This window comes from Bradyrhizobium sp. HKCCYLS2038 (assembly GCF_051167655.1).
In the GTDB taxonomy this organism is placed as follows: Bacteria; Pseudomonadota; Alphaproteobacteria; order Rhizobiales; family Xanthobacteraceae; genus Bradyrhizobium.
Genome location: NZ_JBNPTM010000004.1, coordinates 285,154 through 298,618 on the forward strand (window position 1 = coordinate 285,154; position 13,465 = coordinate 298,618).

A 13,465-nucleotide genomic window follows, 5' to 3' on the forward strand; every position below is an offset into this window, starting at 1 on the left:
ATCAACGAACCACGAGATCAACCAAGAGGAAGCCCAGGGAATGTTGCCGATGACGACCAGGACTCTGCTCTCTCTCGCAGCCGCAGCCGCGCTCTCCATCGCGGCGAGCCAGAGCGCGCTCGCCCAGAAGAAATATGACACCGGCGCCAGCGACACCGAAATCAAGATCGGCAACGTCGAGACCTACAGCGGCCCGGTCTCGGCCTACGGCATCATCGGCAAGACCGAGGAAGCCTATTTCAAGATGATCAACGAACAGGGCGGCATCAACGGCCGCAAGATCAACTTCATCTCCTACGACGACGCTTACAGCCCGCCAAAGACGGTCGAGCAGGTGCGCAAGCTGATCGAGAGCGACGAGGTCCTGCTGGTGTTCAACGCGCTGGGCACGCCGACCCAGACCGCCGTCCAGAAGTATCACAACGCCAAGAAGGTGCCGCAGCTGTTCGTCGCCACCGGCGCCAGCAAGTGGAACGATCCGAAGGAATTCCCGTGGACGATGGGCTTCCAGCCCAGCTACCGCGTCGAGGCGCGCATCTTCGCCAAATACATCCTCAAGAACAAGCCGAACGCCAAGGTCGCGATCTTCTATGCCAACGACGATTTCGGCAAGGACTACGTCGCCGGCATCAAGGACGTCTTCGGCGACAAGGCGAAGGATCTGATCATCGCCGAGGAGAGCTACGAGACCTCGGAGCCCTCGATCGACTCTCACATCGTCAAGCTCAAGGGCACCGGAGCCGACGTGTTCGTCAACATCTCGACGCCGAAATTCGCCGCGCAGGCGATCAAGAAGATCGCCGAGCTCGAATGGAAGCCGATGCACCTGATGACCGACGTCTCGATCTCGATCGGCGCGGTCATGAAGCCGGCAGGCCTGGAAGCGTCCGAGGGCGTGCTGTCCGCCGGCTATCTCAAGGATCCGTCGGATCCGCAGTGGAAGGACGACGAAGGCATGAAGAAGTTCATGGCCTTCATCGACAAGTACATGCCGGGCGCCAACATCTCCGACGCCAACCTCGCCTATGGCTTTGCGGCGGCGCAGACCATGGTCCAGGTGCTCAAGCAGTGCGGCGACAATCTCACCCGCGAGAACGTCATGAAGCAGGCCGCCAGCCTGAAGGACTTCGCGCCCGACACCCTGATCCCTGGCATCAAGGTCAACACCGGCCCGAACGATTTTGCACCGATCGAGCAGCTCAAGATGATGCAGTTCAAGAACGGCAAATGGGACCTGTTCGGCGACATCATCAGCGCGGATGTTGGTGGGTAGGCTGACCGGAGCCCAGCTGCGCACCCCCGTGCGATCGGAAGGCCAGCTTGGGCACCCTCTGACCACGACACCGGTCGACTCCCCTCCCCCTTGCGGGGAGGGGTTGGGGGTGGGGGTCCCCGGGCGCTGAACCGCGTGAGGTCCTCGCATCTCCACCATCTCGCTGTGTGGCTCTCGGCCGTTCTGATCTCCACCGACGCGGCCGCGAGTCCTTTCATCAATTCGAGCGGGACTCGTGGACCCCCACCCCCGACCCCTCCCCGCAAGGGGGAGGGGAGCAGACCGCCCGCGGGGCAGATTCTGTAAATCAAAAATATATTGCCATTTTTCCGAATCAATGATTATCTCCGCCCATCCCGCCTCACTGCGGAGGGGCGTTGCGCGCGATCGTCACGACACGCGAGGCGGGGATGCGGTGGCCGCGAGCGATTGCAGCGTCTTCTCACGAGGGCGCGGACGAACGATCGCTTGCGGACGTGAAGTCGCAGGGTCCTGATACCCCGACGCTGGTATCAAGCCGCGATGGCGCTGACGTGCCGCGTGGTGATGGTGGCCAACAAGCCGGCGCACCAGGGAGACTGCGTATAAGCGTGAAACCCATCGCGCAGGGAATGCCGGCGTGTTCGGCTTTGCCTGTGGTACCTGCCGCCTGCATTTTTTTCGCAGGCGGGCCATGGGTGAGGCCCTCACCCGGCATTCCCTGCGCCCTCTGCACTGCTTGCGAGGGACGAACTGAGAGCAGACCTCGGGCACGATGTGCCGCGAGATTGCACCGACACGTCCCTCAGATTTCACGCGCCTCAACTTCCCGGCTGTTTGAATCGTGAATCCGCCCTCCCCACCGCTGTCGTCCCGGACAAGCCGCGAGGCGCGGCGCGGCGCCGATCCGGGACCCATACGCCGCGGCGGGCGCGTTGGGCAAAAGGCCAATCACCAACCCTGCCTCAAACCGCTCCCTGGGGGTATGGGTCCCGGCGTTCGCCGGGACGACAGCGTGTGGGTCGAAGCAGACCGCGCACCACAAGCTCCGTCATTGCGAGCGCAGCGACGCAATCCAGGGCGGAGTGTGCGGCTCTGGATTGCTTCGTCGCGGAGCCTGTCATCGGGCCGCGCTTTGCGCGGACCCGTTGGCTCCTCGCAATGACGGTGGTTAGGTCAGCGCCAACGACTCACGGCACGCCTTGCACGAACAGTGCGAACGGTTCCTCGACGGTCTTGCGCAGGTGGTCGCGATACAGCTGATAGTGCGGATCGTCAGCCCCGAGCCTGCCGAAACTCGGCTCGGCCACGCTCTGCAGCGGCAACAGCGCGATCGGCGCGGCGATCGGGGTCAGCAGCGAGCCGCGGCCGGCAAGCAGCGTGGTGATGATGCCGTACATCTCGCCGGTGATGGTCGGGCGTGACACCGTGATCAGGCGATGCTGGCCGTGGCGGTTGGTGACGAGGTAGACGAAGCCGGACTGGTTGGGCACGGCGACCTCGCCGAACTGCGAAAACGCAGCATCGAGCCGCGCGCCCTCGCGAAACACCAGCGACGACGCCGCATCGTCCCAGACGATGTCGGTGCGATAGGCGTAGATGGCCTCGCGATCGCCGAACGACGGCCGCAGCGTGACATACGTCCCTTCGATCCATTCCACCGCGCGCCGCGAGTAGGAGCCGAGGCTATCAGGCGCAATGCCGCCGCTCGTGGCCGGCGCGGCAACCGGCGCGCTCGGCGCCTTGCGCAGGGACATGCCGAGCGCCTGCTCCAATCGGACGATGGTCGCAAGCGTGAACGGACGGCGGCCGCCGAGCGCCTTCTCCAAGGTCGACAGGCTCAGCTTGGCCTGCTCCGCCAAGGTCTGCCGCGACATCCGCCGGCGCGCGATCTCCTCGCGGATGGTCTCCGCCACCTGCCGGCTCTGCTCGTCCGACAACTCGTTGTCCGGTATCGACATCCTGCCCCCTGCCGCGTGCCGCCGATCTCTTTAGCAGACGGACAAACCGGCACAAACCCGCACAATCCAGCCTTTGCCGCGGCGACCGCCGCACACGATGCGGCGGACCCGGGCCGAACAAGACCAACCATTCCGCTCGCGACGAGCGCGCGCCGCGCTCAGGTTCGGCCTGCCCCATTCTGTTCGTTGCGGAGCCCCTGATGAGCGAAACCATCGACGATGACATCCGCAGCAGCACCCACCCGGTCCGGTCCTGGATCGTGACCATGCTGCTGTTCCTGCTGCTGCAAGCCGCCGCCGTGGCGCTGGTCGGCATCACCGCGCTGTTTTTCAGCATCGTGCCCGGCTGGTCGGCCGAAGGACCGCTCGCACCGCTGACTGGGCCGGGCGACGCGCGCTCCGGCGCGCTGCTGTTCAAGTCCGATGCCGGCTATGCCGAGGCGCCGCGGCTCGGCATCGATGTCGACATCGTCGTCTCCGGCCCGACGGCGCGGGCCCGCGTGACGCAGCTGTTCAAGAACACCAGCTCGCAATGGATGGAGGCCGTCTACGTCTACCCGCTGCCGCCTGACAGCGCCGTCGACACGCTGAAGATGATCGTCGGCGACCGCGTCGTGGTCGGCGATATCAAGCCGCGCCAGCAAGCCAAGGTGATCTACGAGCAGGCCAAGCGCGAGGGCAAGACCGCCGCGCTGACCGAGCAGGAACGTCCGAACATCTTCACCAACTCGCTCGCCAATATCGGACCCGGCGAGACCGTGCTGGTGCAGATCGAGTATCAGCAGCAGGTGGCGTCGAGCGGCGGCGAGTTCTCGCTGCGTGTCCCCCTGGTGGTCGCGCCGCGCTACAATCCCAAGCCGATCGTGCAGAGCGTCGATCTGCGGCCGGACAGCAACGGTTGGGGTGCGGCGAGCAACGATCCAGTGCCGGATCGCGACCGCATCACGCCGGAGGTGCTGGACCCCGCCAAGAATGACCCCGTCAATCCGACCCGCATCACGGTGCGGCTGCAGGCGGGCTTCGCGCTGGGCGAGGTCAAGAGCCACCATCACCAGGTGACGATCGACAGCCCCGATGCGAAGACGCGGGTCGTGACATTGGCTGAAGGCGTGGTGCCGGCCGATCGTGATTTCGAGCTGACCTGGAAGCCGGCGTCGGAGAAGATGCCGTCGGTCGGGCTGTTTCACGAGCAGGTCGGCGATGCCGACTACCTGCTTGCCTTCGTGACGCCGCCGGCGGTCGCGGCAACAGCGCAGCGCCCGCAGCCGCGCGACGTCATCTTCGTGATCGACAATTCCGGCTCGATGGGCGGCACCTCGATCCGCCAGGCCAAGGCCAGCCTGCTCTATGCGCTGGGACGGCTGCAGCCGGGCGACCGCTTCAACGTGATCCGCTTCGACGACACGATGACGGTGCTGTTTCCATCCGCCGTGCCGGCCGATGCCGAGCATGTCGGCAACGCCACGAGCTTCGTCAGTGCGCTCGATGCGCGCGGCGGCACCGAGATGGTGCCGGCGATGCGCGCGGCACTCACCGACGATGGCAGCGACAGCGATCGCGTGCGCCAGGTGGTGTTCCTGACCGACGGTGCCATCGGCAACGAGCAGCAGCTGTTCGAAACGATCACCGCAATGCGCGGCCGCTCGCGCATCTTCATGGTCGGCATCGGCTCGGCGCCCAACACCTACCTGATGAGCCGCGCGGCCGAGCTCGGCCGCGGCGCCTTCACCCATATCGGCTCGGTCGAGCAGGTCGAGGAGCGCATGCGCGATCTCTTTGCCAAGCTGGAGAATCCGGTCGTGACAGGATTGACCGCGACGTTCTCGGAAGCCTCTGCCGACCTCACGCCCGCGGTGCTGCCGGACGTCTATCGGAACGAGCCGCTGGTGCTGGCCGCCAGGATCGACCGCCTCGCCGGATCGCTGCAGCTCAAGGGCCGCATCGGCGACCAGCCCTGGACGATCACGCTGCCGCTGTCCGGCGCGGCCGAGGGCAAGGGCCTCTCAAAACTGTGGGCACGGCGCAAGATTGGCGACGCCGAGGTGGCGAAGACGATGCGGCAGATGACGCCGGAGGAAGCCGACGGCGCCATTCTGAAGCTCGCGCTCGAGCATCAGCTGGTGTCCCGCCTGACCAGCCTCGTCGCCGTCGACAAGACCCCGCGCCGCCCCGACGGCGAGCCGCTCCGGCTGGCCGAGCTGCCGATCAACCTGCCGGCCGGCTGGGATTTCGAGAAGGTGTTCGGCGAGCGTGGCCGGATGCCGGCGATGCAGAAGGACCGCCGTGCCGAAGCGGACGGAGATGTTCAGCTCGCCGCGCTGAAACGACCAGTGGTGCCGGCGGCGCCCGCGACGGTCACCTTGCCGAAGACGGCGACCGACGCGGAGCTCAGCACGCTGCTCGGGCTGGCGGTGCTGATGCTCGAACTGATCTGGCTGGTCGCCATCCGGCGGCGAGCTATCAACTAAGGAGCACTGTCATTGCGAGCGAAGCGAAGCAATCCAGGGGCCCAGCACGCGACTCTGGATTGCTTCGTCGCTTCGCTCCTCGCAATGACGAGAGGAAAGAGAATGCCACGATTTGCCATCCCGCTCGCAGTCGCACTCGTCGGTCTCATGCTGTTCGGCCATGGCGCCCTCATCCACGCCAAGGCCATCGTCGCGCAGGTGCTGCTCGACCGCGCCTTCAGCCGGACCATCGCGACCGGCCAGCCGGTGAAGCCGTGGTCCTGGGCCGACACCGTCCCGGTTGCGCGGATCGATGTGAAGCGCCTCGGCGTCTCAACCATCGCATTGGCCGGCTCCAGCGGCCAGGCGCTCGCATTCGGCGCCGGTCATGTCGAGGGCACAGCCGAGCCGGGCGAGCCCGGCATCGCCATCTACTCCGCGCATCGCGACACGCATTTCCGCTTTCTGAAGGACATCAGGATCGGCGACGAGATCGACATTGTCAGGCGCGACGGCAAGACCTTCCGCTACCGCGCCGATGCAAGCCAGGTCGTCCGCTTCGATGCCTCAGGCATCGATCCGGCGACCGACGGCTCGGAATTGGTGCTGTCGACCTGCTGGCCGTTCGACGCGCTGACACAGGGGCCGGAACGCTACGTGCTGCATGCCCGACTGATCGCGACGGGAGAGTGAGGGCGATCATGGTCACCACTGGGAACCAAGCGCCGAATGCCCATTTGTCACCCTGCTGTCCTCGTGGGATGATCCCAGGGAGACAGCAAGGCTCAACTGCGAAGCGCTTTCGACATGCATTCCCAGGTCCAATACCTGCCGATCACCCCCGCCTTCTTCGCCATTCTGGTCTTGGCGTTCGGCGTCGTGATCGTCCTGATCCAGCTCGGCATCCTGCGCTACGCCTACATGAAGCTCGGCGTCAGCTCGGGCACCGCGATGCTGCTTTTGTTCGGCTCGCTGGTCGGCAGCTATTTCAACATCCCGATCACCATGCTGCCCGGGCAGGTCGCGCGCTCCGGCGAGATCATCGACTTTTTCGGCATGCAGTATGTCGTGCCGCTGGTGCATCAATGGCCGGGCACCCTGCTCGCGGTGAATGTCGGCGGCGCGGTCATTCCCACGATCATGTCGACCTATCTCGTGCTGCGCTATCAGCTGTGGCTGCGGGCCACGATCGCTGTGCTGGTGATCGCGGTGATCATCCATGCCATGGCAACGCCCGTGCAAGGCGTGGGTATCGCTGTGCCGGTGTTCGCACCGGTGGTCGTCACCGCGATCCTGGCCTTCCTGCTGTCGCGCGAATACGCTGCGCCATTGGCCTATATCGGCGGCTCGATGGGCACGCTGGTCGGGGCCGATCTGATGAACCTCGACAAGATCGGCAGCCTCGGCGCCCCCGTGGCCTCGATCGGCGGCGCCGGGACGTTCGACGGCGTCTTTCTCACCGGCATCCTCGCGGTGCTGCTGGCCGGCCTCGCCGCCCCGTCCCGCCCGGGCCTGGCGCGCTGAGCTTCCCACTCGGCGGGTTAGCGGCTAAAATCGAGCCGGGGCAGCAGCGGATACCGAATGCGCGCGATCAATCTCATTGTTGGAACCCTGACGATCGCGATCGTCGCGGCCGGCATCAGCGGCGTGCTGATCACGCAGAAGCGTCGCCTCGCCGAGCAGCGCAGCACCATGCGCGTGGTGTTCGACGGCGGCTCGGCGGCGGGGCTGCGCAAGGGCGGCCCGGTCAATTTCGATGGCGTGCAGGCCGGGCAGATCCTGTCGATCAACCTCGAGAGTCCGCGCAAGATCGTCGCCATGATCACGCTCGACAGGTCAGCGCCGATCCGCAAGGACACCACGGCCGGCATCGAGTTCCAGGGCCTGACCGGCATCGCCGCGATCTCGCTGGTCGGCGGCGCGCCGACGGCGCCGCCGGTGCCGCTGGATCACGACGGCGTGCCGGTGCTCACGGCCGATCTCAAGGACCAGGAGACGATGGTCGAGACGGTGCACAACATCGACAAATACGTCGTCAGCAATGCCCCGGCCATCAAGGACGCGCTGCAGAGCTTCGAAACCGAGACCGCCTCGCTGCAGGCCAAGACGGCCGCGTTCGATGCCGCGATCGACAAGGCCGAGGGCATCTTCAAGGGCTTCGATACGCTGGTGACCAAGATCGACGGTGCCATTCCCGGCTTCGCGGACGGCAATCCTGGACAGTTGTTCGATCAGATCAAGTCGATGCGCGAGCTGGTCGACAGCTTCAAGCGCAAGTCCGCCAAGGTCATCGACGACGGCCGCAAGACGCTGGTCGACATCAGCGACGGCGCCAATGCGATGAGCGCGAAGTTCGGCGGCCAGCCGGTGGCGCCTGGACCGCGGCGGGTGCCGGCGGCACGCTGAGGGGCGGACACGCCGCCCCTCGCGCGCGTTCAGTGGCTGATCATCCAGGGCCGCGCCGTCGGAAAACCCTTGGCACCGCTCTTGGTCTTGGTCATCAGCCGCGGCGATTTCTTAGGCGAGCAGCAGCCGCAACCCGCGCCGTGCTTGGCCTTGTATTCCGCAACCGTCTGCGGCGCGTGGCGGCTGCGCTCGTTGGTGGCATGCGCCGTGCGCCGCTCCGCCGGCATGCAGGCGAAGGCAGGCGCGGTGAGGATCACGCGCGGCGCCATGTCGGCACATTGCGGGCAGACCTGCGGATCATCACATTCCGCCATCGGACGCATGTCGGTGAACGGACCGCATTCATTACAGAGATATTCATAGACCGGCATTGTCTCGTCTCCTGCGCAACATCGTCTCTCCAGTCCGCGCGGCGGATGCGGGGCGGCCGATACGCTGCCGTCCCGCATCCCGTCGCGCAGGGAGGAGAATTACTTGTCCGGCGAGATCGGCATCTGGATGTCGCCCTTGATGTGCTTGATCGGGCCCGCCGACGACGGCATCACGTCGAAGTCGAAGATCTCGGTCGGCAGCCAGAGCGTCGCGCAAGCATTGGGTACGTCGACGACGCCGGAGATGTGGCCCTGCACCGGCGCGGTGCCGAGGATCGAATAGGCCTGGGCGCCGGAGTAGCCGAACTTCTTCAGGTACTCGATGGCGTTGAGACAGGCCTGGCGATAGGCGATGTGGACGTCGAGGTAGTGCTGCTTGCCGGCCTCGTCGACCGAGATGCCCTCGAAGATCAGGTAGTCGCGGTAGTTCGGCGTGATCGGCGACGGCTTGAAGATCGGGTTCTTGATGCCGTACTTGGCGACGCCGTCCTTGATGACGTCGACCTTGATGTGCAGCCAGCCCGCCATCTCGATGGCGCCGCAGAAGGTGATCTCACCATCGCCCTGGCTGAAGTGCAAATCGCCCATCGAGAGGCCGCCGCCGGGCACGTAGACCGGGAAGTAGATCTTCGAGCCGCGCGACAGGTCCTTGATGTCGCAGTTGCCGCCATGCTCGCGCGGCGGCACGGTGCGGGCGCCCTCGGCGCCGATCTTGTCCTTGACGTCGCCCTTGGCCTGGCCGGCATGCGCGGTCGGCGCGAATGGCGGGTTGGCGAGGCCCGGCACGCGGGTCGGGTTGGTCGCGATCAGCGCGGTCTCGCGCTCGTTCCAGGTCGCGAGCAGCTTCGGATCGGGCAGACAGCCGATCAGGCCGGGATGGATCAGGCCGGCGAAGTTCACGCCGGGGACGTGGCGCGACGAGGTGTAGAGGCCCTTGATGTCCCAGATCGACTTCTGCGCCAGCGGGAAATGGTCGGTCAGGAAGCCGCCGCCATTCTGCTTGGAGAAGAAGCCGTTGAAGCCCCACAGGCTCTCCTTCAGCGGACCGACATCGAGCAGGTCGACGACGAGAAGATCGCCGGGCTCCGCGCCCTTGACGCCGATCGGGCCGGACAGGAAGTGCACGATCGAGAGATCGATGTCGCGCACGTCGTCGGCGGAGTCGTTGTTCTTGATGAAGCCGCCGGTCCAGTCATAGGTCTCGATGATGAAGTCGTCACCGGGATTGACCCACTCCACCATCGGAATGTCCGGGTGCCAGCGATTGTGCACCTTGTCGTTCTCGTAGGCCGACTTGGTCAGATCGACCTTGATCAGTGTGTCAGGCATCAAGAGCTCCCCTTTACCTTTGCTTGGACGGAGTGGTTAGACGGACAGATATTTGGAGACCTGCGCGGCATCGACCTGGTCGCGCGGATCGTCGCGGACGATCTCGCCGTTCTCGATCACCAGCACGCGGTCGGCGATGTCGAGCGCGAAGCTCAGCACCTGCTCGGAGACGACGATCGACAGCCCCTTCTCGTCGCGGATGCGCTTGAGGGTGCGCGCCATCTCCTTGATGATCGACGGCTGGATGCCTTCGGTCGGCTCGTCGAGCAGCAGCACCTTCGGCTTGGTGGCGAGCGCACGCGCGATCGCGAGCTGCTGCTGCTGGCCGCCGGAGAGATTGCCGCCGCGGCGGCCCTTCATCTCGAGCAGCACCGGGAACAGCTCGTAGATGTCGCCGGGCACCTCGGACTCGCCGGAGACGACGAGGCCCGTCTCGATGTTCTCCTTGACCGTCATGGTGGAGAAGATCATGCGGCCCTGCGGCACGTAGGCGAGGCCCTTCGCGACGCGCTCATAGCTCTTCATGGCCGACAGCTCGGCGCCGTCCATCGCAATCGAGCCGCTCTTCGCCGGCAGGATGCCCATCAGCGACTTCATCAGCGTGGTCTTGCCCATGCCGTTGCGCCCCATGATCGCAACGATCTCGTTGGGCGCGACCTTGACGTTCAGGCCATGCAGCACCTCGCTCTGGCCGTAGGCGACATGGAGATCGGAGATTGCCAACATCAGTTCTGCTCCTGCTCAATGCCCGAGATAGACTTCGACAACCTTGGGATCGTTCTTGACCTTGTCCATCGTGCCCTCGGAGAGGATCTGCCCCTGGTGCAGCACGGTGACCTTGTGGGCGATGTCCTCGACGAACTTCATGTCGTGCTCGATCACCAGCACCGAGCGGTCCTTGATGATGCGGTTGAGCAGCTCGGCGGTCTTGGCGCGCTCGCTGACGCTCATGCCGGCGACCGGTTCGTCGAGCATCAGCAGGTCCGGGTTCTGAATCAGCAGCATGCCGATCTCGAGCCACTGCTTCTGGCCATGGCTGAGCTCGGCCGCCGAGGTCTTGAGACGGTCCTTCAGGAAGATCATCTCGGCGACCTCCTCGACGCGGTCCTTGACGGCAGCATCGCGCTTGAACGCCAGCGAGCCGAACACGGTGCGGCCGCGCGGGAACGAGATCTCGAGATTCTCGAACACGCTGAGATCCTCGAACACCGAGGGCGTCTGGAACTTGCGGCCGACACCGGCCTTGACGATCTCGTTCTCGCGCAGCTTGGTCAGCTCCTTGCCGCGGAACTGGATCGAGCCGGAGGTCGCTTTGGTCTTGCCGCAGATCAGGTCGAGCACCGTGGTCTTGCCGGCGCCGTTCGGGCCGATGATCACGCGGATCTCGTTCTCCTCGACGTAGAAGGAGAGATCGTTGACCGCCTTGAAGCCGTCGAAGGAGACGGTCAGCGCTTCGACCGCGAGCAGGAATTCCTTGGGCTGATGACCGATGAGCATCGCTGTCTCCTCACTCTGCGGGGGCGCCGTCGGCGACCAGGCCGCCATTGCCGGATTTCTTGGTGCGGGAGGCCAGCAGCCGGTCGATGCGCGGCTGCACGTAGTCACCCCAGATGCCGGCCAATCCGTTCGGGAAGGCGAGGACCACCGCGATAAACAGCGCACCCAGGCCGAACAGCCAGAGTTGCGGGAAGGTCTCGGACAGGCTGGTCTTGGCGAAGTTGACGAGGAGCGAGCCATAGACCGCGCCGAAGATCGACAGGCGGCCGCCGACCGCGGTGTAGATCACCATCTCGATCGACGGCACGATGCCGACGAAGGACGGCGACATGAACCCCACCTCGAGCGTGAACAGCGCGCCGCCGACGGCTGCGAACACCGCCGCCGCGCAGAAGGCGAAGATCTTGAAGTTGGCGACGCTATAGCCGGAGAACCGCACGCGGTCCTCCTGCTCACGCATCGCCACCAGGATGCGGCCGAGCTTGGTCAGGCGGATGAACTGCGCGACCAGGATGGCGGCGAACAGGAAGAACACCTCGACGAAGTAGAGGATGTACTTGGCATGGTCGGTGCGGATGTCCCAGCCGTGCAGGGTGCGCAGGTCGGTGATGCCGTTGATGCCCCCGGTGTAGCCCTGCTGCCCGACGATCAGGATGGTCATGATGGCGGCGATCGCCTGGGTGATGATCGCGAAGTAGACGCCGCCGACACGCCGCTTGAACATCGCGGCGCCGATGATGAACGCGAAGACCGCCGGCACCAGGATGATCGCAGCGAGCGCGAACGGGAAGCTCTGGAACGGCTTCCAGAAGAACGGCAGCTGCGTCAGCTGATTCCAGTCCATGAAGTCCGGAATGCCCGGCGTCGACTGGATCTTGGTGTTGGCAACGCTGGAGGCCTCCAGCTTCAGGAACATCGCCATGCAATAGCCGCCGAGGCCGAAGAACACGCCCTGCCCCAGGCTCAGAATGCCGCCATATCCCCAGCACAGCACCAGACCGACCGCGACGAAGGAGTACGTCAGATACTTCGCGACCAGGTTGAGACGGAAGATGTCCAGCGCCAGCGGCAGAATGACGACCAGCAAGAGCAGCAGAGAGACGAAGCCGATGAGCTCCGATCGGTTGAAGAAGCGCGAATTGATCATGACCGTGCTTTCTTGTTGGACTATCGGAGCTGGCTCACTTGCGGACCTTGAGGGCGAACAGGCCCTGCGGCCGCATCATCAGGATGGCGACGATCGCCAGCAGCGTGAGCACCTTGGCCATCGAGCCGGACATGAAGAATTCCATCGTCGACTGCGCCTGGGAGATGGTGAAGGCAGAGGCGATGGTGCCGAGCAGGCTGGCCGCGCCGCCGAACACGACGACCAGGAAGGTATCGACGATGTAGAGCTGGCCCGCGGTCGGACCGGTCGAACCGATCATGGTGAAGGCGGAGCCGGCGACGCCGGCGATGCCGCAGCCGAGGCCGAAGGTGTAGCGGTCTACCTTCTCGGTATTGATGCCGACGGCGCCGGCCATCACGCGGTTCTGTACGACAGCGCGCACTTGCTTGCCCCAGCGCGACAGGAACAGCACGTAGGCCACGACGATCGTGATCAGGATGGTCAGGCACATCACGAACATGCCGTTGATCGGGATCTGGATGGCGTCGGTCGCCTGCCAGGAGCCCATCATCCACTCCGGCAGCTCAACGCCGACCTCGCGCGCGCCGAACACCGAGCGATAGGCCTGCTGCAGGATCAGGCTGAGGCCCCAGGTGGCGAGCAACGTATCGAGCGGCCGCTTGTAGAGACGGCGTATCATCGCCCATTCCACGAGCATGCCGAGGGAGCCGGAGACGACGAAGGCGAGGGCCATTGCGACGAAGAAATAGCCGGGAAACAGCGCCGGCAGAAAATGCTGGAACGCGTTCGACGTCATCCAGGTGACGTAGGCGCCGAGGATCATGAACTCGCCATGCGCCATGTTGATGACGCCCATCTGGCCGAAGATGATGGCAAGTCCGAGCGCCATCAGCACGTAGACCGAAAACAGGATGAGGCCCGCGAAACCCTGCATCGCGAAGATGGCCCCGAGGTCGCCGATGGAATAGTCGCCGAACATGATCCGTCCTCTCGTGATGCCCTGCTGGAATTGGATCGGCGCGCGGACAACGAGCGCCCGCAGCCAAGGTCGTCCGCTCCGCTCGGCGGTAGCG

Annotated in this window: 12 protein-coding genes; 5 read left to right on the forward strand and 7 right to left on the reverse strand. The window is 65.1% G+C overall.

Translation table 11 applies throughout. The annotated features are described in order from the left end of the window. The first annotated feature begins 40 nt into the window (after nucleotides 1-40). Complete coding sequence (locus ACQR1I_RS19345; RefSeq protein WP_434866140.1) at nucleotides 41-1,273, forward strand: ABC transporter substrate-binding protein; 1,233 nt, start codon at nucleotides 41-43, stop codon at nucleotides 1,271-1,273. A 1,169-nt stretch (nucleotides 1,274-2,442) separates the two neighbouring features. Here ACQR1I_RS19345 and ACQR1I_RS19350 read toward each other — a convergent pair. Further along, on the reverse strand, nucleotides 2,443-3,213 hold the full coding sequence (locus ACQR1I_RS19350) for a helix-turn-helix domain-containing protein (protein WP_434866141.1): 771 nt from the start codon (nucleotides 3,211-3,213) through the stop codon (nucleotides 2,443-2,445). A gap of 200 nt (nucleotides 3,214-3,413) precedes the next feature. Here ACQR1I_RS19350 and ACQR1I_RS19355 point away from each other — a divergent pair, with 200 nt between their 5' ends. The 4 genes from ACQR1I_RS19355 (at nucleotide 3,414) to ACQR1I_RS19370 (ending at nucleotide 8,066) form a co-directional block, all read left to right on the forward strand. Beyond that, nucleotides 3,414-5,681 carry a marine proteobacterial sortase target protein gene (locus ACQR1I_RS19355; protein WP_434866142.1) on the forward strand — a complete coding sequence of 756 codons (2,268 nt, stop codon included), beginning with the start codon at nucleotides 3,414-3,416 and terminating at the stop codon, nucleotides 5,679-5,681. Nucleotides 5,682-5,783: 102 nt separating this feature from the next. Beyond that, entirely contained in the window at nucleotides 5,784-6,353 is a 570-nt protein-coding gene (locus ACQR1I_RS19360; protein ID WP_434866143.1) for a class GN sortase, read from the forward strand. A gap of 114 nt (nucleotides 6,354-6,467) precedes the next feature. Then, nucleotides 6,468-7,184, forward strand: a complete 717-nt coding sequence (locus ACQR1I_RS19365) for a DUF1614 domain-containing protein (protein ID WP_434866144.1) — start codon at nucleotides 6,468-6,470, stop codon at nucleotides 7,182-7,184. 57 nt (nucleotides 7,185-7,241) lie between these two features. Further along, a complete protein-coding gene (locus ACQR1I_RS19370; RefSeq protein WP_434866145.1) occupies nucleotides 7,242-8,066 on the forward strand; it encodes an MlaD family protein in 825 nt (274 codons plus the stop codon). A gap of 29 nt (nucleotides 8,067-8,095) precedes the next feature. Here ACQR1I_RS19370 and ACQR1I_RS19375 read toward each other — a convergent pair whose 3' ends face one another. The 6 genes from ACQR1I_RS19375 to urtB form a co-directional block, all read right to left on the reverse strand. Next, on the reverse strand, nucleotides 8,096-8,437 hold the full coding sequence (locus ACQR1I_RS19375) for an FmdB family zinc ribbon protein (RefSeq protein WP_434866146.1): 342 nt from the start codon (nucleotides 8,435-8,437) through the stop codon (nucleotides 8,096-8,098). Between the two features lie 99 nt (nucleotides 8,438-8,536). Continuing rightward, nucleotides 8,537-9,766: a formamidase gene (gene fmdA / locus ACQR1I_RS19380; RefSeq protein ID WP_434866147.1), complete on the reverse strand. Its 1,230-nt coding sequence runs from the start codon at nucleotides 9,764-9,766 to the stop codon at nucleotides 8,537-8,539. A 36-nt stretch (nucleotides 9,767-9,802) separates the two neighbouring features. After that, nucleotides 9,803-10,492, reverse strand: a complete 690-nt coding sequence (gene urtE / locus ACQR1I_RS19385) for an urea ABC transporter ATP-binding subunit UrtE (RefSeq protein ID WP_434866148.1) — start codon at nucleotides 10,490-10,492, stop codon at nucleotides 9,803-9,805. 15 nt (nucleotides 10,493-10,507) lie between these two features. Next, nucleotides 10,508-11,263 carry an urea ABC transporter ATP-binding protein UrtD gene (gene urtD / locus ACQR1I_RS19390; RefSeq protein WP_434866149.1) on the reverse strand — a complete coding sequence of 252 codons (756 nt, stop codon included), beginning with the start codon at nucleotides 11,261-11,263 and terminating at the stop codon, nucleotides 10,508-10,510. Between the two features lie 10 nt (nucleotides 11,264-11,273). Then, complete coding sequence (gene urtC / locus ACQR1I_RS19395) at nucleotides 11,274-12,410, reverse strand: urea ABC transporter permease subunit UrtC (RefSeq protein WP_434866150.1); 1,137 nt, start codon at nucleotides 12,408-12,410, stop codon at nucleotides 11,274-11,276. 34 nt (nucleotides 12,411-12,444) lie between these two features. Further along, complete coding sequence (gene urtB / locus ACQR1I_RS19400; RefSeq protein ID WP_434866151.1) at nucleotides 12,445-13,371, reverse strand: urea ABC transporter permease subunit UrtB; 927 nt, start codon at nucleotides 13,369-13,371, stop codon at nucleotides 12,445-12,447. Nucleotides 13,372-13,465 lie beyond the last annotated feature (94 nt).